Below are 23951 nucleotides of genomic sequence, written 5' to 3'. Positions count from 1 at the left end.
AATCACTACGCTCGCGATCATGGCCCACGTCATGGAGATTGAACGACCGCGCCGTCGCCCTGAACAACCCCCGAAGCCAACTCGTGAGGGATCAGATCCGCCGCGCCGGGTAGAACCACCCGAGGCGCCCTCACCACCCACGAAGGAGTCGGGGGGGAACCCTAAGTCCGAGTAGCTGCACGGATTGTCTGGGTAAGTGGAGGAGGGCGCAATGGCGGAGATGGCTCCCGAACCACGTCACGCTCCACCCAACACGGCTGGAGTTGAACGTGACGAGGATCCCGATGAGAACTCGGCAGCGCTCTTTCCAGATCTGTACGAGGCCGCTTCTGCGGGACGCCCGTCCTTCAAACACCTGGTTCAGGCTTGGCATCTTGCGGTCAAGCCCGAGCGACATGGCGACGCGAACGCGGGAAACTGGCTACTGCCCCGCCTTCGCACACGATTCGCAGAGCTTCACGAAGGTATCGAGAAGGAGTACTACTGCGTCAACATCGTTGGCGGGTGCCTCCTTGCATCTGATCGAACGGTTCACTCGATCTTCAATTCAGCACCGAGCGCCCTGGTCGCCCAAGAGATTGAGTGCAAGATCTTGGCGCGTGAAGCGCGCGTGGCATTCTCCAGTCCCAAACTGAAGCCGCAACTGGATGAAGCAACAGATCACGCGTACTCCGCCCTGACTCGCGTTCTGGGTACAGCCGACCAGTTGGCTGCCGAACAGGCTCCCGACGAAGCCACTGAAGTTCGCATTCTCGAGTCCACTACCGAGGAAGTCGATGCAGCGAAGCGTCGCGTCGAGATCCTCATTCAGCGTCAGTCGCGGTACGAGTACTTCATGGGCTCACTGCTTGGCACCGTCCCGACCCTGGCCATCGTTGTCATTCTCGCCCTAGTCGCCGACGAGTTATGGTCCTCGACACTCGACGTCGCAAGCCCCGCCGGTGCCACGACGATGGCCGCCCTCGGTGCCCTAATCAGTGTCGTGCAGCGCATGTCTACGGGGGACCTCACTGTTGACTCCACGGCGTCGAGGAGACAGCGTCTACTTCTCGGTGGACTCCGCCCGGCAGTGGGAGCGATCTTCGGCTCAGTCGCGTACTTCGCCCTGCTCACCGGCATAGTCGCCAGCGGTGCCACGGCGTCAGCCTCGGAGGCCTCGTCCTTTGCGTTCTTTGCTATCAGTGGGTTCGCTGCTGGCTTCAGCGAGCGCTTCGCCACCGACATGCTTGAGCGAGCTGGAACGCTCCTAGGCGGTTCGGTAGCAGCTAACGAGCCGACGGCGCCGTCACGTTGACCTCGAGGTAGCAACACCGCCACTCGCGCCCAGAGGCACACCCGCGCTGGTGCCGCGATGTGACGGCGGCTGCATTCGCCGTTGCCAGCGGCCTTACCGAAGCGATCGCGGCGGAATGGGTCGAAGCGACTTCGCGGAAGGCCAGCAGGCCATGGTCAGCCCAAAGGTTGGACAGAGGCGCCCGTGACCCGCCACGATTGGACCGTGGCGAAAACAACGGTTATTCAGGTCACGGACGATCTCGACGGCTCGAAGGACGCAACTGAGGTCGCTTTCTCGTTCGATGGCGTCGACTACACGATTGACCTGTCGAAGAAGAATGCTGCCGCGATGGCGAAGGCTTTCCGGCCGTACCTCGATGCGGCAACGAAGGTCAGTGGTCGAGGCAACCGCGCAAGACGCACGAGGCCGTCTCGGAGCACTGGGCCGCGCAAGGACTTGGCCGCCATTCGAGAATGGGCGCGGGGCCAAGGCCTCGAAGTGTCCGACCGAGGACGGGTCCCCGCCGGTGTTGTCGAACAGTACGACGCCGCACACTAGGTTCGATGCTCGCGATCTCGGTGCTTGTCAGGCTTGCTTGCAGCTGACAGTCAGCACTGTCCGCGTTGACCGCGTCTCCCCTGATGCCGACAGGCGGCGTAGTGGGCGACCCTCGTTTGGGCGCTGGGTGGGGGTTCCAGTTCGCTTGACTGATGAGTCGGCGGTCGCCCAGCGCGGCTGGGGACCGTCGGTTCGATGTCTTTGGTTCGACGGGATCGGCTCCAGGGTCGTCCCCTGCGTTCCGCGAACGGACGATCGTCACGAGGTCCAAGGATTCGTTGACCGACCACTGCGACTGAGATGTCGTGGCGGGTTTGCGATTCATGGCGTCCCTGTTCATCATTAACAGCGGCTCGGTGGGACCGGTGCAGGCCCGCCCAAATACCCTCCGAGCCGCTGGAGCCGCCGCCAGTGACTCGATAGCCGGAAATGAACCGCCCCGGGATGTCCGGAGAGCTGATTCGTTGGAAGGATCACTCTCATGGCACGTCCCTCGAAGTACCCGCCCGAGTTGCGTGAGCGCGCGGTGCGGATGGTGTTGGAGTCGCGTGTGGACTATCCGCACGAGGCGGCTGCGATCAGGTCGATCGCGGCGAAGCTCGGGATCACCTCGACCGAGTCGGTGCGCAAGTGGGTCAGGCAGGCCGAGATCGATGGTGGTGTCCGGGCCGGGAAGACCAGCGAGGAGCTGGCTGAGATCAAGGCGCTGAAGCGGGAGAACGCCGAGCTGCGGCGGGCGAACGAGATCTTGAAGAGCGCCTCGGCTTTCTTCGCGGCGGAGCTCGACCGCCCCAACAGGTATTGATCGACTTCATCGACACCCACAGGGCCGACTACGGGATCGAGCCGATCTGTCGTGTGCTCGCCGAGCACGGGATCAAGATCGCCCCGTCGACCTACTACGACGCCAGGGTTAGACGGCCCTCGCGACGTGCTCGGCGTGACGCCGAGATCGTCGCGGTGATCGCGGCCGAGAGGGGCCGGCAACGGCTGCTGGCGCGGTTCGGGTCACGCAAGATGTGGCTCCACCTACGCCGGCAGGGTCACGACGTGGCCAGGTGCACGATCGAGCGGCTGTACCGCCAGCAGGGCTGGGAGGGCGCACGACGGTTGAAGAAGGTCCGCACCACCATCGCCGATCCCGCGGCCGACCGTCCCCTGGATCGTGTGGACCGGCAGTTCTGGGCTGCGCGTCCGAACCAGCTGTGGGTTGCTGACTTCACCTACGTCGCGACCTGGTCCGGCACCGTCTACGTCGCATTCATCTTCGACGTGTTCTCCCGCCGCATCGTGGGCTGGCGGGCAGCGACGAGGATGACGACCGACCTGGTCCTCGACACTCTCGAGCACGCGATCTGGACTCGCCAGCAGGCCGGCATCACCGACCTGTCGGGGTTGGTCCATCACACCGATGCCGGGTCGCAGTACGTCAGTTTCGCGTTCACCGAACGGCTCGTTGACGAGGGCGTCGACCCTTCTGTCGGATCGGTCGGCGATGCCTACGATAACGCGCTCGCCGAGTCTCAGATCGGGCTCTACAAGGCTGAGCTGATCCGTCCCGAAGGACCTTGGCGCGGTGTCGAGCACGTCGAGCTCGAGACCCTCAACTGGGTCGACTTCTTCAACAACGAGCGCCCGCACGAGGCCATCGACGACCTGACCCCGGTCGAGGCCGAAGAACTTCACTACGCTGCAAGAAACCAGCTCACGCCGACCGGCTGAGCCACCAAACCCAGCCTCCGGAAACTCCGGGGCGGTTCAGATGTTCCTCCCGGTCCGCTTGTGGCGGATGTAGAGGCGGCGAATGAACGGACCCATTAGGTCTTCGCGAAGCGCGACGGTGTACGAGCGCGCCTGCTGCTCGGCTCCGCGATCCAGGACTTCCCAGATGCCGCCAAAGAGCCAAAGCGTCGTGTCGTGCTTGTCCTGGGCGACCGAGAAGATGAACTCACGATTGAATCGTCCTTCACGCTCCGCAAGGAGTTCCAGCCCTGCCACTCCTCTTGGTTGCTTGCTAGCACGTCGATCGGTTGCGTGCTGCCGTTCCAGACGGCGAAGTGAACCTTGAAGGCTGTCGCGTCCAACCCGATAGGCAGGAGCGCGGCGAGCGGGATGACGTCCATGGGTTGACGATAGGTCGGCGTACGTCACGTAGTGATGGCGTGCGCGCCGAGCGCCCCCAGACATCGACGTGAACTATTGCCGCGGGTCGGCGACACGCGGCGGATAGACGCAGTCACGTCCCGGCAGGACCGCCAACGCCGCGCCACGTAGCCGGCTGTCCCTTGCTTTCACTAGACCTGGTGGCGCTGCATGTCGTTCGGTAGAGGACCGTCGTTCAACTCAGTGCGGGCGATGCCGCGATTCATCCGCCGGCCGCCGGGAAGTTCGGTGAGTTGAGTCCATGGGCGTGGTGTACGACGGGCCCGACGTGAGCGTGGCGTCCTGACATAGCGACGGCCACCGCGTGATCCTTCAGAAGACCTGCGAAAGCACGACTGAAGGAGTCACCACGATGACCGTCGACCCCAACTCTATTGACCTGCCCACGTTCATGACCGAGCACCTGGCGCGTGCCGAGCCCGACCTACTCCGGACCATGTTGTCCACGTTCGTGCAGGCGTTGATGTCGGCCGAGGCCGACGCGATCTGCGGCGCCGGCTACGGCGAACGCAGCCCGGAGCGGACCAACTCCCGCAACGGCTACCGGACCCGGGACTTCGACACCCGCACCGGCACGATGGAGGTTGCAATCCCCAAGCTGCGCGAGGGCTCGTACTTCCCCGACTGGCTCCTCGAGCGCCGCCGTCGGGCCGAGCGGGCCCTGACCACAGTGGTGGCAACCTGCTACCTCCTCGGGGTGTCGACGCGGCGGATGGAGAAGCTCGTCGAGACCCTCGGCATCACCAGGTTGTCGAAGTCGCAAGTCAGCGTGATGGCCAAGGAGCTCGACGCGCACGTGGAGGACTTCCGCACCCGGCCACTCGACGCCGGGCCGTACACGTTCCTGGCCGCGGACGCGTTGACGATGAAGGTCCGCGAGGGCGGGCGGGTCGTGAACACCCACGTCCTGGTCGCGACCGGCGTCAACGCCGATGGGCACCGCGAGATCCTCGGCGTGGACATCTGCTCGGCCGAGTCCGAGGCCGGCTGGCTGACCCTGTTCCGCGGCCTGAACGCCCGCGGCCTGAGCGGCGTCAAGCTCGTCACGTCCGATGCCCACAGTGGCCTGGTGGCCGCGATGACGGCGACCCTGGACGGTGCCGCCTGGCAGCGATGCCGCACCCACTACGCGGCGAACCTGATGTCCGCGACACCAAAGTCGTCGTGGGGCTGGGTCAAGGCGATGCTGCACTCGATCTACGACCAGCCCGACACCAAGGCCGTGCACGCCCAGTTCGACCGCGTCATCGACACCCTGGACGAGAAGCTCCCCGCCGTGGCCGAGCACCTCGAGGAAGCCCGCGCCGACATCCTGGCCTTCACCGCGTTCCCGAAAGAGATCTGGCGCCAGATCTGGTCCAACAATCCCAACGAGCGCCTCAACCGCGAGATCCGCCGACGCACCGACGTCGTCGGGATCTTCCCCGACCGCAACTCCGCCATCCGACTCATCGGAGCCGTCCTAGCCGAGCAGCACGACGACTGGGCCGAGGGCCGCCGCTACCTCGGACTCGACGTCCTGGCACGCTCCCGCATCGCACTCATCAACACCAACGAGACCACCGACCAGAAGGAGGACCTGACACCCGCCGCACTCACTGCCTAGAGTGCAGCCACCGGATCACGCGGTGGCCCCTTCATCCACCACGACCGTGGACTCGACCGTTCGGCGAGCCGTCTGTGCCGTATTTGTCATGATCCCGAGCCCGATTCCAAGTTTGCTGGCAGGATCGGTGCCATGTGGCGACCGGTTACTCAAGTCCGGCAGCGGGTCCAAGATGCGCTGGCGGTATCGGAGGACGGCGCATACATGGAACTCATGGCCGCGCACGAATTCGTACTCAAGGCGTCGACGGCGGTGCTGATCGGGCTTCTGGACGCGCCGGACGCGAAATTGGCGCACTCGCTGGAGTGGACTTGTGTCCGGGACAACGGCCTCCATCGGTGGCAGCAGGTATTAGCTGAGGTTACGAGCGGCGCAGTCCAGAAGGCCGAATACAAACATTACGAAGATACTCACAGGCTTCTCAACGCTCGCGATAGTGCGTTGACGACCGTCTACACTGAGAAGGTCGCGAGCGGCGATTGGAGGCACGATGTGGCCGAGCGGTTGGATCTTCTTCGTCGAGAGTTGTCCGTGGAGATGGCTGGACCTGGCGCAAAGCCTAGTCTCCGGTATTGGTTTGACAATCTCCACACTCTTAGGAACTGGACACGGGGGCACGGCCTTCCGAGCGTCCATCAGCGGATTGCGGCAGTCGAGCCTTTGATGGAAGTGTTCGACCTTCTCGTAACTAAGTTGCCGCAGTTTGCGTGGCCTTTGATCTATGTCATGCCAACACTTGGCGGCCGAGCTGTAGCACGCCCACTTTCGGACCACGAGCCGCCACGACACCTGCGGTTGAAGGACTTAGACGAGGGCGTGTATGTCCTGAATGACGATGAGCTCGCGCCGGTGAGGCTCCTGACTACGGATCGATCAATGGACAAGTTCTTCTTGCCAAACGGTCAGTACCAAGAGGCAACTTCACCTCAGGGCGTGAAGACGACCTATCAAGCATTGTGCTACTCCGCCGACATAAAGACACGCCACGAAGCAACCCGTTGGCGGGGCGAGCGGCCGGTCTTGACTGATTCGGTGACCGCCGGCCGTCGAGCGCTCGTGGGTGACAACAATCTTCCGCCTACGCCTCCAAATTACGTGGCCCGTGGCGCGCTCGAAGCGGACCTGGTGGACACGCTGCTCAATGATCGCGATCACGTCGTTACCCTCATGGGTCGCGGTGGCATTGGCAAAACAACGCTAGCATTGCATGTTCTGCATAATCGATTGGACGAGAATGCGTTCGCAAATCGGATTTGGCTGAGTGCAAGGAACGTCGACCTCGAGGACGATCAGCGCTACAATCGCCCGAAGCCAGTGCGCCGCCAAGTGGCATCTATAGAAGAAGTTGCCTTCGAGTTCTGCTGCCTGGTGCAAGACGCTGAAGTGTCGCGAGAAGATGCTCCGCGCATTATGCAGGAGTATGTCAGTGATCGGCAGTCCTTGGCCCCCCTCCTTGTGGTCTTCGACAATTTCGAGACCGTTGACGACCCCCTCGCGTTATACAAATGGATAGCCGATTCTTTCCGCGTCCCCAACAAGGCACTGATCACGACCAGAGTCGAAGACTTCCGCGGCGACCTCAAGATCGATGTGCGTGGGATGGAGAGGCAGGAGTTCTTCCAACTGGTTGACGAGACGGCAAGACGGCGTCATATTTCTGATCGCATAGACGACGCGCAAATCGAGGAACTATACCGGGAAACTGGTGGGCACCCCTACGTGGCGCAGGTAATTCTTGCAGAGGCGGAGCGGACCGGAAACAAGATTCGGCGTCCGCGCACACTGATGGCTACGAAGGACGAGATCTTGGGCGCTCTGTTTGGAGCCATCTATGATTCACTTGATTCCGATGCTCAGCGAGTGTTTCTTGTTGCCGCCCAATACGGCTCAGTCATTCCGAAGTGGCAATTTGAGGCGCTACTCCTCCGGCCGGGAAACGAGTTGCGCGTGGACGTAATTGGCGCCCTCGAGACCTTGTGCGCTGCCTCACTTCTAGAGGTCATTAGGGTCGGCGATGAGTCACTGAAAGATAGGGAAGAGTTTCTGTACACTCCGATGGCGGCTTCCGCATTCGCGGAGCGCGTATGGCGACGTGGGACACTTGACTTCGACGTTCGCGACGCCATCGAAGAGGACCTCCGCGCCGCCGAGATTTTCCGTCCGAAGTTGACCCTCGAGCAGGTCACTAACGGTTTTGGCTTCGCCTTCGATCGGTTTGTTCGAACCCTCAGCGGCGATGTTGTCGAACGGGGCGGCATCACGGCTAACGAGTCGGCGATGCTTGATTACGTCTGTGACCACTTTCCAGCAGGTTGGGCGGCTGCCGCCCAGATATATGAGCAATTGGAAGATTCAGGCAAAGCTATCTCGTCGCTTAAGGGGTACCTCGCGTCCTATCCCGATGCCTGGGCAACTTGGAAGGAGCTTGCGCGACTACAGCGGCGCGTCGGCGCGACTGCGGTTGCGGGCCGAACCTTGCTGCAGGGGGCGCTGTCCTCATCCGTAGCCCGAGACCGAAGGGCCAGGCTTCTAGAGGTCCTGGGCGATTGGTTCACGCTTGTGGAGCGGTCCGTCTATGAACCGATGCAGGCGCGAAACACGGCTCGGCAGTGCGTTGAGGCTCTCAATCTGGGCACGGTGGAGTACTCGGGTTCGGAGGACGCACTCGTGGTGAGGTTGCTGGTGATCGCTCAAAGGAGAGATGACGCACGGAAGCACTTGCGAAGTGCCTTGCTCCGTCATCCGAGCAACACTTCGCTCCAAGCCCTGCGTGCCGCTCTGTTCGATTGACGTGCGGTGCCACGCATGACGCTCAGTGGGCCGAGCACCTTCACCAGAGCGACCGCGACATAGTGGGCGTAGGGACGCTGGCTCTGTGCCTCAGTCCTCGGCCTTGCTCCAAGCCCACTGTGTGACTGTCCGCCCGGGCGTCCAGCCTGTGAACGTGCCGACCGGAGCTGCCGTCTCCACGCCGATGCGAGTGAGCTCACCGCCGTGGTCCGCGTACGCCTGGGCAAGAAGCGTCTCGGTCTCGAGCGTGACACCGTGGACGACGAGGCATCCGCCCGGCTTGATTGAGCTCAAGCAAGTCTCGAGGACGCCCTCGCGGGTGGCGCCGCCCCCGATGAAGATCGCGTCCGGAGCGGGTAGACCTTCGAGCGCATCCGGCGCGCGGCCGACGACCACCTGTAGGTCGGGGACGCCCAACGCCTGCGCGTTGCGCATGATCCGGTCGGCGCGTACGGGATCGGACTCGATGGCGAAGGTCAGGCACGACGGGTGTGCCCGCATCCACTCGATCCCGACCGAGCCGGCGCCGGCGCCGACGTCCCAGAGCACCTGACCAGGAGCGGGCATCAGGCGGGCGAGGGCGGAGGCGCGGAGGTCGCGCTTGGTGAGCTGGCCGTCGTTCTCGAAGGCGTCGTCGGGGAGTCCCGGCGCCCAGGAAGCGAGGCCGTTTCCAGAAACCTCGAGAGCGATGACGTTCAGCGCTGGGGAGTCTCTAGACCACGACGAGGCGACGCCCGAGACCGACGACTCCGACGCCGAGCCCAGGTCCCCAAGGACGGTCATCGAAGACGCACCCCAGCCCGACGAGGTCAGCAAGGCAGCCACCGCAGCAGGGGTTGACGCATCCGACGAGAGCACCAGCACCCGCCGCCCCTGCGCGACCTCCCGCGCGACGAGTGACACCGGCCGGCCCACCAAGGACACCACCACACACGACTCCGCCGACCACCCCATCCGAGCCCGCGCCAGCGCCACCGACGACACGGCGGGCACCACGCGTACAGGCGCCCCCAGGTCGAGCAGGGTCGTCGCGATCCCCGACACCAGCGGGTCACCCGACGCCAGCGCGACGACGGGGCGTCCGGCGTACTCGGCCAGCAGCCCCGGCAGAAAAGCGGACAGCGGCGAGGGCCACGGCACCCGTACCTGATCGGGCACCGCCGGCACCAGCGACAGGTGCCGCGACCCACCCCACAGCACCGACGCCTCCAGCACCAGGTCGCGCGAGGCCGGCGACAGACCGGAGAAGCCGTCGGCGCCGATCCCGACGACCACGACCTCGCTGGGCACCCCGGTGGACGACATGGCCGCAGACGCTATCGTGACGCGCACAAGGCGAGAGGTGCCCCGAAGTCTGGGGAGAATCTGGGAAGCCGGTGAGAATCCGGCACAGGGCCCGCTGCGGTGACTCGAGACGTCGAACTCAGGCGATCCGAGAAGTCCGAAGACCGGCCTCCCGCCACCCATTGTGAAGCTGGCAACGAGAGCGGGAGCCCCCATGCCACAGCAGTACCCCCTGTCCGCCGTCGTCCCCTCCCAGGCCGCCGACCGCGACGACATGACCCTCGCGCTGGTCCTCACCACGATCTCTCCCGAGGTCGGCGGCGTGCTCGTGCGCGGCGAGAAGGGCACGGCGAAGTCCACCACCGTGCGCGCCCTCGCCTCCGTGCTGCCGCCGATCGAGGTGGTCGCCGGCGACCGGTTCTCGAGCCGGCCCGGCGACGTCTCGCCCGACGGCCCCGGCCCCGAGCAGCGCTGGCCGCTCGACGCCGAGACCGCGACGCGGCCCGTACGCCTCGTCGAGCTCCCCGTAGGCGCCACCGAGGACCGGGTGCTCGGCTCGCTGCACCTGTCCAAGGTGCTGGCCGACGGCGTCGCCGAGTACGAGCCCGGCCTCCTCGCCCGCGCCCACCGCGGCATCCTCTACGTCGACGAGGTCAACCTCCTCCACGACCACCTCGTCGACCTGCTGCTCGACGCGGCCGCGATGGGCCGCTCCACCGTCGAGCGCGACGGCGTCTCCGTCGCGCACGCCGCCCGCTTCGTGCTCGTCGGCACCATGAACCCCGAGGAGGGCGAGCTCCGCCCCCAGCTCCTCGACCGCTTCGGCCTCACGGTCGAGATCGCTGCGCCGCGCGACCCGCAGCTCCGCGCCGAGGTCGTACGCCGACGGCTCGCCTTCGACGCGGACCCCGAGGCCTTCGTCGAGGCGTACGCCGACAGCGAGCGCGCGCTGACCGACCGCATCGCCGCCGCCCGCAAGCTGCTCCCGGAGGTCGAGCTCACCGACGCCGTGCTCACCAAGGTCGCCGAGGTCTGCGCCGCGTTCGAGGTCGACGGGATGCGCGCCGACATCGTGACCACGCGTACGGCGGTGGCGCACGCGGCCTGGAACGGGAGGACGACCGTCACCCGGGCCGACATCCGCCAGGCTGCGCTCCTCGCGCTGCCGCACCGGCGGCGGAGGAACCCGTTCGACGCGCCGGGGCTCGATGAGGACCTGCTGGATGCGGTGCTTGGGGATGAGGAGCCGGAGCCCGAGCCGCCCGCGCCGGAGCCGGAGGGGGATGGGGATGATCCGGGTTTCGACACGGGCCCGGGGGGCCCTGCTCAACCAACGGATCAGGACGGCCCTGCTCAACCAACGGATCAGGACGGCCCTGCTCAACCAACGAATCAGGACGGCCCTGCTCAACCAACGGGTGGTGAGGGTCTGGCCTCCACGGTCGCAGCCCAAGACCCGTACAAGGTGCGGCGGTTCGAGGTCGCCGGCACCGGCGCGGGCGAGTCCGGCAAGCGATCGCGGGCGCTGACCTCCAACGGCCGGCGCATCGGGGCCGACCCCCAGGGCACGGGCGGACTGCACCTCGTCGAGACGATCCGCGCCGCCGCGCCGCACCAGCTGGCGCGCGGGCGGACCGGCGGACGGCTCCGGTTCGAGCCCGCCGACCTCCGCACCGCCCGCCGCGAGGGCCGCGAGGCCAACCTCGTGCTCTTCTGCGTCGACGCCTCGGGCTCGATGGCCGCGCGCAAGCGGATGGAGCAGGTGAAGACCGCGATCCTCAGCCTGCTGCTCGACGCCTACCAGCGTCGCGACAAGGTCGGGCTGGTCACCTTCCGCGGCGACGGGGCCGAGGTCGCGCTGCCACCGACCCACTCCGTCGACGTCGCCGCCCGGCGCCTGGCCGAGCTGCCCGCGGGAGGACGTACGCCGCTCGCCGAGGGCCTGCTGACCGCGGCCGACGTGCTGCGGGTCGAGGCCGTGCGCGACCCGCGCCGACGCCCGCTGCTCATCGTGATCACCGACGGCCGCGCCACCCACGGCGCGGACGCCGTCGCGCGGAGCCGACAGGCGGCGCGGTGGATCGCCGAGCACCGGACGACCGCGGTCGTCGTCGACTGCGAGCAGGGCGCGATGCGGATGGGCCTCGCCGGCTCGCTCGCGCAGGCCATGCAGGCCACCCACCTGCCGATCGCCGACGTCAGCGCGAGCGCGCTGACCAACTTGGCCTACGCGGCATGAGCGCGCAGACGCTCAGCCAGGACCTCTACGACGTCATCGCCCGCCGGCGCGACGTACGGGCGGAGTTCAGCGGCGAGACCGTCGACCTCGAGGCGCTGCGGCGCGTCCTCGAGGCCGCCCACCACGCGCCGAGCGTGGGGCACTCGCAGCCGTGGGACTTCGTGCTCGTCTTCGACAACGGGACCCGCACGCGGTTCGCCGAGCACGTCGAGACGGAGCGGCGTACGTTCGCCGCCGAGCTGCCACCGGAGCGGCGGGAGACCTTCGAGAAGATCAAGGTCGAGGGCATCCGCGAGTCCGGCCTCGGCGTCGTCGTGACGTACGACGAGTCCCGCGGCGGGCAGCACGTGCTCGGCCGCCACGCGATCGCCGACACCGGTCTCTACTCCACCTGCCTGGCCATCCAGAACCTCTGGCTCGCCGCCACCGCCGAGGGCCTCGGCGTCGGGTGGGTGTCGTTCTACCGCGAGGAGTTCCTCGGCGACCTCGTCGGGCTGCCCGACGGCGTACGCCCGGTCGCGTGGCTGTGCCTGGGCCCGGTCACCGAGCTGCAGGAGGTGCCCGACCTGGTCCGCCACGGCTGGCGGCGGGGCCGCACCCTCGACGAAGCGGTCCACCTCGACAGCTGGAGGTCCTGATGCCACAAGGCGTACCGACCACGATCCCCGACGACGGCCTGACCACGCGCGAGCGCCGCAACCGCCCGCTGATCATGGTCCACACCGGCCCCGGCAAGGGGAAGTCGACGGCCGCCTTCGGCCTGGCGATGCGCGGGTGGAACCAGGGCTTCAGCATCGGGGTCTTCCAGTTCGTGAAGTCCGCCAAGTGGCGCATCGGCGAGCAGACCGTGCTCGAGCGCCTCGGCGAGCTGCACGAGGAGACCGGCGAGGGCGGACCCGTCACCTGGCACAAGATGGGCTCCGGCTGGTCGTGGTCGCGCAAGGCCGGCACCGAGGAGGACCACGCCGCCGACGCCGCCGAGGGCTGGGCCGAGATCAAGCGCGCGCTCGCGGAGGAGCGCCACGGCCTCTACGTCCTCGACGAGTTCACCTATCCGATGAAGTGGGGCTGGGTCGACGTCGACGACGTCGTCGCCGCGCTCACGAGCCGTCCCGGCCGCCAGCACGTCGTGATCACCGGGCGCCACGCGGACCCGCGCCTGATCGAGGCCGCCAACCTCGTCACCGAGATGGGCCAGGTCAAGCACCCGATGGAGGTCGGGCAGAAGGGCCAGCGAGGCATCGAGTGGTAGCCCTCCCCCGCCTCGTGGTCGCCGCGCCCGCCTCGGGCCACGGCAAGACCACCGTCGCCACCGGGCTGATGGCCGCGCTCGCCCGAGCCGGCCACACCGTCAGCGGCCACAAGGTCGGGCCCGACTACATCGACCCCGGCTACCACGCGCTCGCCACCGGCCGCCCCGGCCGCAACCTCGACCCGCACCTCGTCGGGGAGGAGCGGCTCGTACCCCTCCTCCTCCACGGCGCCGCCGGCGCGGACCTCGCCGTCATCGAGGGGGTGATGGGCCTGTACGACGGGCAGATCGGTGCTGACGGGTTCGCCTCGACGGCGCACGTCGCAGCCGTGACCCGCTCGCCCGTCGTGCTGGTCGTCGACATCTCATCGGCGTCGCGCACCATCGCCGCGACGATCCACGGGCTCCGGACGTGGGCCCCCGATCCCGGTCGGCCGCCGGTCGACGTGGTCGGCGTGGTCCTCAACAAGGCCGGCTCGGCGCGCCACGCCGACGAGGTGGTCCGGTCGATCGGCGACCAGGTGCCGGTGCTCGGGATCCTCCAGCGCGACGACGGGATCGAGGCGCCGTCGCGGCACCTCGGGCTGGTGCCGGCGGCCGAGCGGGCGGATGCGGCGGCGGCGCTGGACCGGCTGGCGGCGCAGATCGCGGAGCGGGTGGACCTGGAGCAGGTCGTACGGCTGGCGCGCGCGGCGCCGGGGTTGGACGGGGTGCCGTGGAGTCCTTCGGCGGCCCTTGGTTTCGACACGGTCGCTGCGCGACCTGCTCAACCAGCGGGGGATGGAGGTGCGCGACCTGCTCAACCAGCGAGCGTCTCCTCGCCGTCGGTTGAGCAGGGCGCCCTGGCGCCCGTGTCGAAACCAGGCTCATCAGCAAGGATCGCGGTGGCGGGCGGGCGGGCGTTCACGTTCCGCTACGCCGAGACCGTGGAGCTGCTGCGAGCAGCGGGCGCGGAGGTCGTCGAGCTCGACCCGCTCACCGACACCCGCCTGCCCGAGGGCACGACCGGGCTCTACCTCGGCGGCGGGTTCCCCGAGATGCACGCCGCCGAGCTCGGCGCCAACGACCGCCTGCGGCGCGACCTCCGTACGGCCGTCGCGCGCGGGCTGCCGACGGTGGCCGAGTGCGCCGGGCTGCTCTACCTCTGCGAGTCGGTGCAGGGGCCCGACGGGACGCCCGTCCCGATGGTCGGCGCGATCGGCGCGACCGCCGAGATGGCGCCGCGGCTCACGCTGGCCTACCGCACCGCCACCGCAGCCACCGACAACCTGCTGGCGCGGGTCGGTGAGCAGGTCACCGGGCACGAGTTCCACCGCACCCACCTGACGACGCCGACGGCCGGCGACGCGGCCTGGCTGATGCCCGACCCGGCCGGCGTCGCGACGCCCAGCCTGCACGCGTCGTACCTCCACACCCACTGGGCCGGCCACCCACAGCTCGCCGCGCGGTTCGTGGCGGCCGCGGCGGCGTACGCCGGTCCGGACCTGCGCCACCACGGCGACAAGGACACCGGCCCCGGGCTCGTCGACCTCGCCGTCAACGTCTTCGACGGCCCACGCCCGGCCTGGCTCGACCGTGCGCTCGCCGACAGCCTCGCCGACGCCGACGCCTACCCCGACCCGAGCGGCGCCGAGAGGGCTGTGGCGCAACGCCACGGCCGCGAGCCGGGCGACGTCCTCGCCACCGCCGGCGCCGCCGAGGCCTTCACCCTGCTCGCCCGGCTGAGGCCGTGGCGGCACCCGGTGGTCGTGCACCCGCAGTTCACCGAGCCGGAGGTCGCGCTGCGCACGGCGGGCCACACCCCCGACCAGGTCGTCCTGCGGCACGAGGACGGCTTCCGCCTCGACCCGGACGCCGTGCCCGACGACGCCGACCTCGTGGTCATCGGCAACCCGACCAACCCCACCGGCGTACGCCACCCCGCCACCGCCATCCGCGACCTCGCCCGACCGGAGCGGCTGGTCGTGATCGACGAGGCCTTCCTCGACGACGACGTCGAGACCCTGGCCGATGAGCGGCACGACGGCCTCGTCGTGCTCCGCAGCCTCACCAAGATCTGGGCGATCCCCGGCATCCGCGCGGGCTACGTCCTCGCCGAGCCCGAGGTCGTACGCGCGCTGCGGGACCTCCAGACCCCGTGGTCGGTCTCCGCGCCGGCCATCGCCGCGCTCGTCGCCACCAGCAGCGAGCAGGCGCGCGACGAGGCACGCCGGCGCGCGGCCGAGCTCGAGCGACGGCGACGGCACCTCGAGGACGGGCTGCGGGAGCTCGGCATCGAGACCGTCCCCAGCACCGCGCCGTACGTCCTCGCCCGCACCGGCACCGGGAGCCGGGAGGCCTTGCGGGGCAAGGGTTTCGCGGTCCGACGGGCCGACACGTTCCCCGGGCTGGGTGACGAGTGGGTCCGGATCAGTGCTCGCCGCACGGCGGTCACCGACGACCTCCTGGGTGCGCTAGGCTCCACGCACCCAGTCCTGAGGAAGCCGGTGGAAGTCCGGCACAGTGGCGCTACTGTGACATCGCTCAGCCACACCGAGCGGTGAAGTCAGACCCGACGGACTGGAAGTCACTCCCCATCGACCCGGGACGCTTTCATCCCGAAGGAGGAACACCATGGCGCACGCCATCTCCAGCCCCACCTCGTCCACCCTGGCTCCGTCCGACCTCGCCATCCCGCTGCGGGAGCTCGCTCCCTGGCTGGTCCTCGGCGCACTGTTCGCGATGTCGGTCCTCGTGCTGATCAGCTCGGTCCAGGGCGCGATCACCATCCCCGAGGGCACCGCGATCCACGAGTGGGTCCACGACGGCCGGCACCTGCTCGGCTTCCCCTGCCACTGATCATCCACCGATGACGACCCGCACCTTCCTGGTGCACGGTCTCCTCGCCGGTCTCCTCGCCGGTGTCGCCGCGTTCGTCGTGGCGTACACCGTCGGCGAGCCGCAGGTCGACCGTGCCATCGCGCTCGAGTCCGCAGGCGCCACTGCGGACCACCACCACGAGGACGAGGCCACCGCCACCGCCTCCGACTCCCACGGCGAGGACGCCGCGATCTCCCGCATCACGCAGTCGACCCTCGGCCTCGCCACCGGCACCCTCGCCATCGGCGTGGTCCTCGGCGGGCTGACCGGCCTGCTCGCGGCGGTCGGCCTCGGCCGTCTCGGCAGCCTCCGGCCGGCAGCGGGCACCGCCCTGGTCGCCCTGCTCGCGGCCGTGTCGTTCAGTGTCGTGCCGTTTCTCAAGTACCCCGCCACGCCGCCCGCCGTCGGCTCCGGCGAGACCATCGACAGCCGCACCGCGCTCTGGTTCGGCTTCGTCGCGGTGTCGGTCCTCGGCGTGCTCGCCGCCGTCGCGGTCGCCCGCTGGGCAGCCCGCCGGTGGAGCGCGGTGCCGGGCACGATCGCCGGCGCCACGGCCTACGTCGTCGTGGTCGCCGTCGCCGCGCTCGCCTTCCCCAAGGTCGACGAGCTCGGCGCCTTCCCGGCGAGCGTCCTGTGGGACTTCCGGATCTCGTCGCTGCTGACCCTGCTGGCGATGTGGGCGGTGATCGGCGCCGCCCTCACGGCCCTCGTCGACCGCACCTGGCGCCGGCAGGAGGCGGTCGAGGCTCAGCGCGCGTACGCCGCCGCGCTCTGATCGAGCAGCGAGGAACGAGCGTGTCGAAACCACACCCGCGTCGGCCTTGGTTTCGACTCGGGCTCGTTCCTCGCCCGGCTCAACCAGCGGCAGCTGGCGCAGCGAGGAACGAGCGTGTCACACCCGCTGGTTGAGCAGCGAGGAACGAGCGTGTCGAAACCAAGGGTCACCCGTGCACTCGGCCTCCTGCTCGGCCACCTCGCCGATCGTCGCTTCGGCGACCCGCGCCGCGGGCACCCCGTGGCGGTCTTCGGCAGCGCCGCTGCCGCCCTCGAGTGGCGCACGTACGCCGACTCGCGGGCCCGCGGCCTGCTGCACCTGGTCCTCCTGGCCGGGACCGTCGCGGGGGGCGGTCTCGGCCTGGAGCGACGGACGAGGGACCACCCCCTCGCCCACACGCTCGTCACCGCGGCCGCGACGTGGACCGTCCTCGGCGGCACGTCGCTCGGCCGCGAGGCGACAGCCGTCCACGGTCTGCTCGCCGCCGACGACCTGCCCGGCGCACGCCGACGCCTGACCCACCTCGTCGGTCGCGACACCTCGGCCCTCGACGAGGCGGAGGTCAGCCGCGCCGCCGTCGAGTCGGTCGCGGAGAACACCTCCGACGCCGTCGTCGCCCCGCTCGTCTGGGGTGCGCTGCTCGGCGTCCCCGGGCTGCTGGGCTACCGCGCGGCCAACACCCTCGACGCGATGGTCGGCCACCGTGGCGAGCGCTACGGCCGGTTCGGCTGGGCGTCCGCCCGGTTCGACGACCTGCTCAACCTGCCCGGCGCCCGGCTCAGCGGCCTGCTCGCCGCAGCGCTCGCGCCCACCGTCGGCGGCCGCCCGTCAGCGGCCCTCGGCGCGTGGCGCCGCGACGCCCGCCGCCACCCGAGCCCCAACGCCGGCGTCGTCGAGGCGGCCTTCGCCGGTGCGCTGGGGGTGAGGCTGGGCGGGCGCAACCACTACGCCCACGGGGTGGAGGACCGGGTGGTCCTCGGCGACGGCCCGCCGCCGAACCGCGCGGACATCGGCCGCGCCGTACGCCTCGCCGACGCGGTCGGCGCCGGAGCAGTCGTGGTCGCGGCGCTGGTCGCGGCTCGCCGGTCGCACTGACGGCACCATGCAGGCAGTTCGCGCTCCAGCTGCATCGCTCGAGCGTGGATCACGACGCCAGGTGGCCGAACTGCCTTCACGGTGCGCGGCCGGGCCTTCGCGCGTCGGCAGAGGATCAGGCGAACGGATCGGGCAGCGCGCCCGGGAGCCCGCCCAGCAGCTCGCGCGCGCGGGCGGCCTCCTTGTGCTCGACCAGCACCTCGTACTTGGTCGCCACGACCTGGGTGATCGAGGAGAAGTCGCGCTGGCCGCGCGTGAACCCATAGCCGATGAGCGCCCAGATGAGCCCGAAGGTCGCGCCGATGAAGGCGGTGCTGAGCAGCACCTGCCGCAGGCCCTCCTCGGTGAACAGCGCGAAGACCAGCCCGATGAAGATGCCGAACCACAGGCCGGACAGCAGACCGCCGACCGCGATCCTCGACCAGGTCAGCCGGCCCGTCACGCGCTCGATGCGCTTGAGGTCGGTGCCGACGATCATCAGCTGGTCGACCGGGAAGTCCGCGTCGGCGAGGAAGTCCACACTCTTCTGCGCCTGGGCGTAGTCGTCGTAGACCGCCAGCGACTGCGGGAACTGGAGCTTGAGCGGCGAGGCGGGGTTCAGGCCCGGGGTCGACATGCGCTCACGATACGACCGAGGACGAGACGACCCACGCCAGCGCAGCGGCCGCGTCCGGGACGGTCTCCACGCCGTCCGGCTCCGCGCTCCGACGGACCACCACGACCGGCACGCCGAGCTGGTCGGCGGCCGCCATCTTGGGCCACGTGTAGGTGCCGCCGGAGTCCTTGGTGACGAGCACGTCGACCGCGTGCTCGGCGAGGAGCTCGAGCTCGCCCGGGAGGTCGTACGGGCCGCGGTCCAGCATCACCAGCCACGGCTCCGGCACCTCGACCTCGGGCGGGTCGACGACGCGCACCACGGCCCGGTGGCCGGCCAGCGGGCCGACGAAGTGGCCGAGCGGCTGCCGCCCGACCGTCAGCAGCGGACGCCGACCGAGCGACGCCGCCAGCGCGGCCGCCGCGGCGTGGTCGTCGACCCAGTGCCACCCGTCCGCACCGGGAGCGTCGCCCCACCCGGGCCGGGCCAGCCTGAGCAGCGGCACCCCGGACGCGGTGCAGGCCGCGACCGCGTTGGCCGACATCCCCTCCGCGAACGGATGGGTCGCGTCCACGACCGCCGTCGCGCCGTGCTCGGCGAGCCACGCGCGCAGCCCCTCGACCCCGCCGAAGCCGCCCATCCGCACCTCGCCCACCGGCAGCCGCGGCCGCTCGACCCGGCCGGCCAGCGACGACACGAAGTCCACCCCGGCCTCGTCCAGCAGCACCGCCAGCTCGCGCGCCTCGCTCGTCCCGCCGAGCAGCAGGACGGTCACCGCGACGCCCCCGGCTCCAGCGCCGGCAGTCCCGACGGCGCACCGGACTCGGCGAGCGAGAGCAGCGCGTCGAGGTCGAGGTGCTCCTCGGCGAGGTCGCCGAGGAGGTCCAACCGTCGCTCGCGCTGGTCGGCGAAGCCCACGTCCGACGGCTCGTACGCCACCCCGGCCGCCGCGGCGACCTCGGCGAGCAGCGCGCGGCGCAGGTCGTCACCCTCCAGGCTGCCGTGCCACATCGTCCCGAGCACGGCGCCCGACCGCGCGCCGCCGAGGAACTCCTCGCCGCCGTGCCGGGTGACCCGGCCGTGGTGGATCTCGTAGCCGTGGGCGTCCGCGCCCAGCGCCGAGCCGGTCGGCAGGCGCAGCACCTTGTCGGCCTCGAAGGTCGTCGTCACGTCGAGCAGTCCGAGCCCCGGCTCGTCGGCACCGGCGACGCCCTCGACGCCGACCGGGTCGAGGATCCGCCGGCCGAGCATCTGGAATCCGCCGCAGATGCCGAGCACCGGCCGCCCGGCCGCGGCGTGGTCGAGCACGGCCCGGTCGAGCCCGCGCGAGCGCAGCCAGACGAGGTCCTCGAGGGTCGCCCGGGTGCCGGGCAGGACGACGAGGTCGGCACCGGCGAGCGCGCGGGCGTCGGAGGCGAACACCACGTCGACGCCCGGCTCGATGCCCAGCGCGTCGACGTCGGTGAAGTTCGAGATCCGCGGGAGCCGTACGACCGCGACCCGCAGTCGCGCCTCCTCCTCGCTCGCGCGGCGACCGGCCAGGTCGAGCGCGTCCTCGGAGTCGAGCCAGAGGTCCGGGTTCCACGGCAGCACGCCGAAGACCTCGCGCCCCGTGAGCTCCCGCAGCTCGGTCAGCCCGGGTCGGAGCAGGTCGACGTCGCCGCGGAACTTGTTGACCACGAAGCCCGCGACCAGCGCCTGGTCCGCGGCGTCGAGCAGCGCGAGCGTGCCGAACATCGCCGCGAAGACGCCGCCGCGGTCGATGTCGCCGACCACCACCGTCGGGATCGCGCCGTGATGCGCGAGCCCCATGTTGACGTAGTCGCCCGCCCGCAGGTTGATCTCCGCCGGGCTTCCCGCACCCTCCACCACGACGAGGTCGTGGCGGGACGACAGGTCGTCGAAGGCGGCGTACGCCGCGTCGCGCAGGTGGGTGCGTCCGCCGACGAAGTCCTTCGAGTCGATGGTCCCGCCGGGCCGGCCCATCACCACGACGTGGCTGCGCCGGTCGCCGCCGGGCTTGAGGAGCACCGGGTTCATCGCCGCCTCGGGCTCGGCACCCGCCGCGACCGCCTGGATCCACTGCGCGCGGCCGATCTCGGCGCCCCGGCCGTCCGGGGTCGGGCAGACCATCGAGTTGTTGGACATGTTCTGCGCCTTGAAGGGCGCGACCTTCACCCCCCGGCGCGCGTACGCCCGGCACAGCGCGGTCGTCACGATCGTCTTGCCGGCGTCCGACGTCGTCCCGGCGACCAGCAGCGCACTCACGGGCGCCAGCCTAGGGGGTCTCGACACGCTCGCTGGCGCTCGCACCCGACCACCTCGAATGGGGTATATCGGGGACCCCGGCCAATCTTTACCTTTCAACTGTTTGATTCCGCGAACAAGCGGTCATGCTGGATGCTATGGGCAAGCTGATCTTCGACAACCGGTTCATCGCGGTGTTGTTCATCGCCCTGCTCTTCGTCAACGCCTTCGCGATCCAGAACGGCTGGTACGGCGCCTGACGCCGGGCCCCCGCCACCCGCGTGCGACGATCCCCGGGTGGCGACACCCGAGCTGAGGTCCGACTGCTCCCGGTGCTTCGGGCTGTGCTGCGTGCTGCTCCCGTTCGCCGCCGAGTCGGGCTTCGGCGTCGACAAGCCCAGCGGCACCCCGTGCCTCAACCTGCTCTCCGACGACCGGTGCGGCATCCACGACACCCTCCGGCAGGACGGCTGGCCCGGGTGCACGGTCTTCGAGTGCTTCGGCGCCGGCCAGCAGGTCTCGCAGGTCGTCTACGCCGGGGTCTCGTGGCGTGAGCAGGACAACCTCGGGGAGATGGCCGCCGTCCTGTCGGTGATGCGCCAGCTCCACGAGCTGCTGGTCCACCTCGGCGAGGTCGACCGCCGCTCCCCCGACCCGGCCACCGGGCCGGTCCGCAAGGAGATCGAGCTGCTCACCGCGGCCGAGCCCGAGCCGCTGCTGCACGCCGACGTCGACGAGCTGCAGCGGCGCGTCGGCGAGCTGCTCGCCGGCGCCAGCGACCGCGTACGCCGTCGGTGGCCGGCAGCCGCCGACCGCACCCGCGCCGACCTCGCCGGCCGGCGCCTCACGGGCGACCTGCGCGGCTGGACCTTCCGCGGCGCCGTGCTGATCGCGGCCGACCTCCGCGGCGCCGACCTCGACGACGTCGACCTGCTCGGCGCCGACCTCCGCGACACCGACGTACGCGGCTGCGACCTCTCCTCCGCCCTGTTCCTCACCCAGCCGCAGGTCAACGCCGCCCGCGGCGACGCGGCGACGACGCTGCCGGCGGGCCTGACCCGCCCCCGTCACTGGCCCGCTTGAGGCGCCGGCCCCAGGTCTGACGAAAGTCCCGCGACCTGGGACAACCCGCTCGGGTGTCGGGCAGGATGGTGCGGGCCATGCCAGCCGCTCGTTCCGTGCGCATCCGGGGCACCTCCTACCCCGTACGCCTCCCCTCGATCCGCGACCCGCGGCTGCACCTGGCTGCCACGATCACGTCGATCCAGGTGATGGGCCAGGCGTTCCTCGGCTGGGAGCTCTCGATCGCGCAGATCCTGGTGTGCCTCGGCACGTGCGCCCTGATCGAGGTGCCGATGGTCTTCTGGGAGCGCAAGGAGATCGTCTGGCCGGCCAGCGCGCTGCTCACCGGCAACGGCGTCGCGCTCGTGCTCCGCGTCAACGGCACCGAGCACGGCGACTGGTGGAGCATGAACGGCTGGTACATCTTCGCCGCCACCTCCGGCCTGGCGCTGCTGTCCAAGCACGTGCTGCGCTTCCGCGGCCGCCCCGTGGTCAACCCGTCGAACCTCGGGCTGGTGGCGTGCTTCCTGCTGCTCGGCACGACCGTGGTCAACCCGCTCGACTTCTGGTGGGGGCAGATGTCGGTCGAGATGGTCGCGGTCTACCTGATCCTGGCCATCGGTGCGCTGACCGTGACCCGGCGCCTGGGCCTGCTCCCGATGTCGCTGGCCTTCTGGGGCGTCTTCGCGACCAGCCTCGCCGTGCTGAGCCTGTCGGGCCACTGCATCTCGGCGCGGTGGAGCGTCACCCCGGTCTGCGGCGCCGACTTCTGGTGGATCGTGGCGACCTCGCCGGAGGTCGTCATCTTCATGCTCTTCATGATCACCGACCCGATGACCTCGCCGACCGAGCGCCGTCCGCGGATGGTCTTCGGCGCCGCGGTCGGGCTGACCAGCGCCCTGCTGCTGGCGCCGATGCAGACCGAGTACGGCGCGAAGGTCGCCGTCCTCGCCGGCCTGGTGGCGGTGTGCGCGCTGCGCCCCGTCCTCACCCTGGCCACCGAGCGCCTCGACCGGCAGCTCGCGCTGTCCACGCCCGTACGCCTGGCCGCGGTGGTGCCGGTCGCGCTCGCCGCGCTGGTGGTCGCCGGCCTGCCCGCGCGTACGGCCGCGACGACCGGGCCGGCCGTCGCACCGGCCGCGCTGGCCGAGCGTCCCGACGTGGAGGTGCCGGAGGGGGCGATCCCGGACGTCACGGTCTCCGGCGACGTCACGACCGTCGTGGGCGACGCGGCGAGCTCGCAGGCCGACGCGATGGCCCACGACCTGGTGGCCGCCCTGATGATCGAGGCGGACGCCCGCGCGGCGGGCGACAGCGAGCTGGCGGCCTCGGCGATCGCGGGCGAGCGGCTCGAGGACTTCGCCACCGCCTCCGCCGACGAGCCGATCGAGTTCGCGACGATGGAGGTCGTGCTCGTCCGCGACCCCGAGGACCCGCAGGCGGTGCCGCGGTTCGGCATCCACGCCACGGGCACGCGCGGCTCGGCACCGGTCGACACGGTCTACGTCCTGGAGGACGCCGGCGGCACCTGGCTGCTCACCGGCGAGCAGGCGAGCGGCGAGGCCTGAGAGCGGACCGGCCGATCGGGTCAGCGCGGCCTGACGTAGCCGCTGGCCACGATCTGCTCGGCCATCGGGACGTAGTCGGCGCGGTCGCGCGGGGCGAAGGTGCCCAGCCCGTCGACGTAGCGGTTGAACATGCAGAACGCCGCCGCGATGAGCACCGCGTCGTGGATCTCCACGTCGGTGGCACCCGCCTCGCGGGCGGCGGCGATCGTCTCCGGCGTGACGGCGCGCCCCGACCGCTGCACCTCCCCGGCGATCGCGAGCAGGCCGCGCATCTTGTCGCTGACCGGCGCCGAGGCGGGGTCGCGGAGGACGCCGTCGACGACGTCCCAGCCGTCGGGCAGCTGGAGGGCCGCGAAGGCCGCGTGCGAGCTCATGCAGAAGTGGCAGTCGTTGAGCGAGGACACGTACGCCGCGATCAGCTCGCGCTCACCGCGCTCGAGGGTGTTGTCGCCGCGGAGCAGCACCTCGGCGAGCTGGCCGAGCGGCGCGGCCGTCTCGGGCCGGAACTCGAAGAGCCCGCGGATGCCCGGGGAGGTGGTCGGGAGGTCGATGTGCGCCATGGGTCGCTCCTTGGTCCGGTGC

General features: G+C 69.8%; 20 protein-coding genes, 1 riboswitch and 1 other annotated feature. Of the genes, 14 read left to right on the top strand and 6 right to left on the bottom strand.

All coding sequences use genetic code 11. From position 1 onward, the window contains the following. Positions 1-211: 211 nt before the first annotated feature. The 3 genes from EXE59_RS06050 (at position 212) to EXE59_RS06040 (ending at position 3556) form a co-directional block, all read left to right on the top strand. A complete protein-coding gene (locus EXE59_RS06050; RefSeq protein ID WP_135838095.1) occupies positions 212-1294 on the top strand; it encodes a hypothetical protein in 1083 nt (360 codons plus the stop codon). A 183-nt stretch (positions 1295-1477) separates the two neighbouring features. Beyond that, positions 1478-1834, top strand: a complete 357-nt coding sequence (locus EXE59_RS06045) for a histone-like nucleoid-structuring protein Lsr2 (protein ID WP_210428901.1) — start codon at positions 1478-1480, stop codon at positions 1832-1834. A 481-nt stretch (positions 1835-2315) separates the two neighbouring features. Beyond that, a protein-coding gene (locus EXE59_RS06040) for an IS3 family transposase (protein WP_135838094.1) occupies positions 2316-3556 on the top strand; the annotation gives its coding sequence in 2 pieces (ribosomal slippage) (positions 2316-2598 and positions 2598-3556; 1242 coding nt in all). Then, positions 2597-2725 (top strand) — a sequence feature (AL1L pseudoknot). Its footprint overlaps the gene before it by 129 nt. Positions 3557-3592: 36 nt before the next feature. On the opposite strand, the gene EXE59_RS06035 is transcribed toward EXE59_RS06040, so the two are convergent. Then, positions 3593-3832 (bottom strand): hypothetical protein, encoded by a 240-nt coding sequence (locus EXE59_RS06035; RefSeq protein WP_135838093.1) that lies wholly within the window; start codon positions 3830-3832, stop codon positions 3593-3595. Positions 3833-4349: 517 nt separating this feature from the next. On the opposite strand from EXE59_RS06035, the gene EXE59_RS06030 reads away from it, so the two are divergent. Together EXE59_RS06030 and EXE59_RS06025 are read left to right on the top strand one after the other, a co-directional pair. Beyond that, positions 4350-5603, top strand: coding sequence for an IS256 family transposase (locus tag EXE59_RS06030; RefSeq protein ID WP_135837333.1), 1254 nt, complete (start codon positions 4350-4352; stop codon positions 5601-5603). Positions 5604-5735: 132 nt separating this feature from the next. Then, positions 5736-8393 carry a tetratricopeptide repeat protein gene (locus EXE59_RS06025; protein ID WP_135838092.1) on the top strand — a complete coding sequence of 886 codons (2658 nt, stop codon included), beginning with the start codon at positions 5736-5738 and terminating at the stop codon, positions 8391-8393. Between the two features lie 90 nt (positions 8394-8483). On the opposite strand, the gene cbiE is transcribed toward EXE59_RS06025, so the two are convergent. Next, positions 8484-9698, bottom strand: coding sequence for a precorrin-6y C5,15-methyltransferase (decarboxylating) subunit CbiE (gene cbiE, locus EXE59_RS06020; protein ID WP_135838091.1), 1215 nt, complete (start codon positions 9696-9698; stop codon positions 8484-8486). A gap of 18 nt (positions 9699-9716) precedes the next feature. Beyond that, a riboswitch (cobalamin riboswitch) is annotated at positions 9717-9864 on the top strand. A 27-nt stretch (positions 9865-9891) separates the two neighbouring features. On the opposite strand from cbiE, the gene EXE59_RS06015 reads away from it, so the two are divergent. The 7 genes from EXE59_RS06015 (at position 9892) to EXE59_RS05985 (ending at position 17897) form a co-directional block, all read left to right on the top strand. Then, positions 9892-11916 (top strand): magnesium chelatase subunit D family protein, encoded by a 2025-nt coding sequence (locus EXE59_RS06015; protein ID WP_135838090.1) that lies wholly within the window; start codon positions 9892-9894, stop codon positions 11914-11916. Then, positions 11913-12554 (top strand): 5,6-dimethylbenzimidazole synthase, encoded by a 642-nt coding sequence (gene bluB / locus EXE59_RS06010; RefSeq protein WP_135838089.1) that lies wholly within the window; start codon positions 11913-11915, stop codon positions 12552-12554. The genes EXE59_RS06015 and bluB overlap by 4 nt, the downstream gene beginning before the upstream one ends. Beyond that, positions 12554-13168 (top strand): cob(I)yrinic acid a,c-diamide adenosyltransferase, encoded by a 615-nt coding sequence (gene cobO, locus EXE59_RS06005; RefSeq protein ID WP_135838088.1) that lies wholly within the window; start codon positions 12554-12556, stop codon positions 13166-13168. The genes bluB and cobO overlap by 1 nt, the downstream gene beginning before the upstream one ends. Next, positions 13162-15711 carry a bifunctional hydrogenobyrinic acid a,c-diamide synthase/histidinol phosphate aminotransferase CobBC gene (cobBC, locus tag EXE59_RS06000; protein WP_135838087.1) on the top strand — a complete coding sequence of 850 codons (2550 nt, stop codon included), beginning with the start codon at positions 13162-13164 and terminating at the stop codon, positions 15709-15711. The genes cobO and cobBC overlap by 7 nt, the downstream gene beginning before the upstream one ends. Before the next feature lie 70 nt (positions 15712-15781). After that, the gene (locus tag EXE59_RS05995) at positions 15782-16006 is read left to right on the top strand and encodes a CbtB domain-containing protein (protein WP_135838086.1); all 225 of its coding nucleotides are present in this window, start codon (positions 15782-15784) and stop codon (positions 16004-16006) included. 10 nt (positions 16007-16016) lie between these two features. Beyond that, positions 16017-16802, top strand: a complete 786-nt coding sequence (locus EXE59_RS05990) for a CbtA family protein (RefSeq protein ID WP_135838085.1) — start codon at positions 16017-16019, stop codon at positions 16800-16802. 150 nt (positions 16803-16952) lie between these two features. Beyond that, complete coding sequence (locus EXE59_RS05985) at positions 16953-17897, top strand: cobalamin biosynthesis protein (RefSeq protein ID WP_135838084.1); 945 nt, start codon at positions 16953-16955, stop codon at positions 17895-17897. A gap of 115 nt (positions 17898-18012) precedes the next feature. Here EXE59_RS05985 and EXE59_RS05980 read toward each other — a convergent pair whose 3' ends face one another. From EXE59_RS05980 to EXE59_RS05970, 3 genes are read right to left on the bottom strand one after another with little or no spacing between them, the layout of a single operon-like run. Continuing rightward, the gene (locus EXE59_RS05980; protein ID WP_135838083.1) at positions 18013-18513 is read right to left on the bottom strand and encodes a YflT domain-containing protein; all 501 of its coding nucleotides are present in this window, start codon (positions 18511-18513) and stop codon (positions 18013-18015) included. Positions 18514-18517: 4 nt separating this feature from the next. After that, a complete protein-coding gene (locus EXE59_RS05975) occupies positions 18518-19267 on the bottom strand; it encodes a cobalt-precorrin-6A reductase (protein ID WP_135838082.1) in 750 nt (249 codons plus the stop codon). Further along, a complete protein-coding gene (locus tag EXE59_RS05970; protein ID WP_135838081.1) occupies positions 19264-20760 on the bottom strand; it encodes a cobyric acid synthase in 1497 nt (498 codons plus the stop codon). The genes EXE59_RS05975 and EXE59_RS05970 overlap by 4 nt, the downstream gene beginning before the upstream one ends. 276 nt (positions 20761-21036) lie before the next feature. Between EXE59_RS05970 and EXE59_RS05965 the strand changes: the two genes are divergently transcribed. Next, positions 21037-21822 carry a pentapeptide repeat-containing protein gene (locus EXE59_RS05965; protein WP_135838080.1) on the top strand — a complete coding sequence of 262 codons (786 nt, stop codon included), beginning with the start codon at positions 21037-21039 and terminating at the stop codon, positions 21820-21822. A 77-nt stretch (positions 21823-21899) separates the two neighbouring features. Then, complete coding sequence (locus EXE59_RS05960; RefSeq protein ID WP_168218416.1) at positions 21900-23369, top strand: RnfABCDGE type electron transport complex subunit D; 1470 nt, start codon at positions 21900-21902, stop codon at positions 23367-23369. Between the two features lie 20 nt (positions 23370-23389). On the opposite strand, the gene EXE59_RS05955 is transcribed toward EXE59_RS05960, so the two are convergent. Further along, complete coding sequence (locus EXE59_RS05955) at positions 23390-23929, bottom strand: carboxymuconolactone decarboxylase family protein (protein ID WP_135838078.1); 540 nt, start codon at positions 23927-23929, stop codon at positions 23390-23392. Positions 23930-23951: the final 22 nt, after the last annotated feature.

The organism is Nocardioides eburneiflavus (assembly GCF_004785795.1).
Lineage (GTDB): Bacteria > Actinomycetota > Actinomycetes > Propionibacteriales > Nocardioidaceae > Nocardioides > Nocardioides eburneiflavus.
This window is presented reverse-complemented; position numbering and strand designations above follow the sequence as displayed.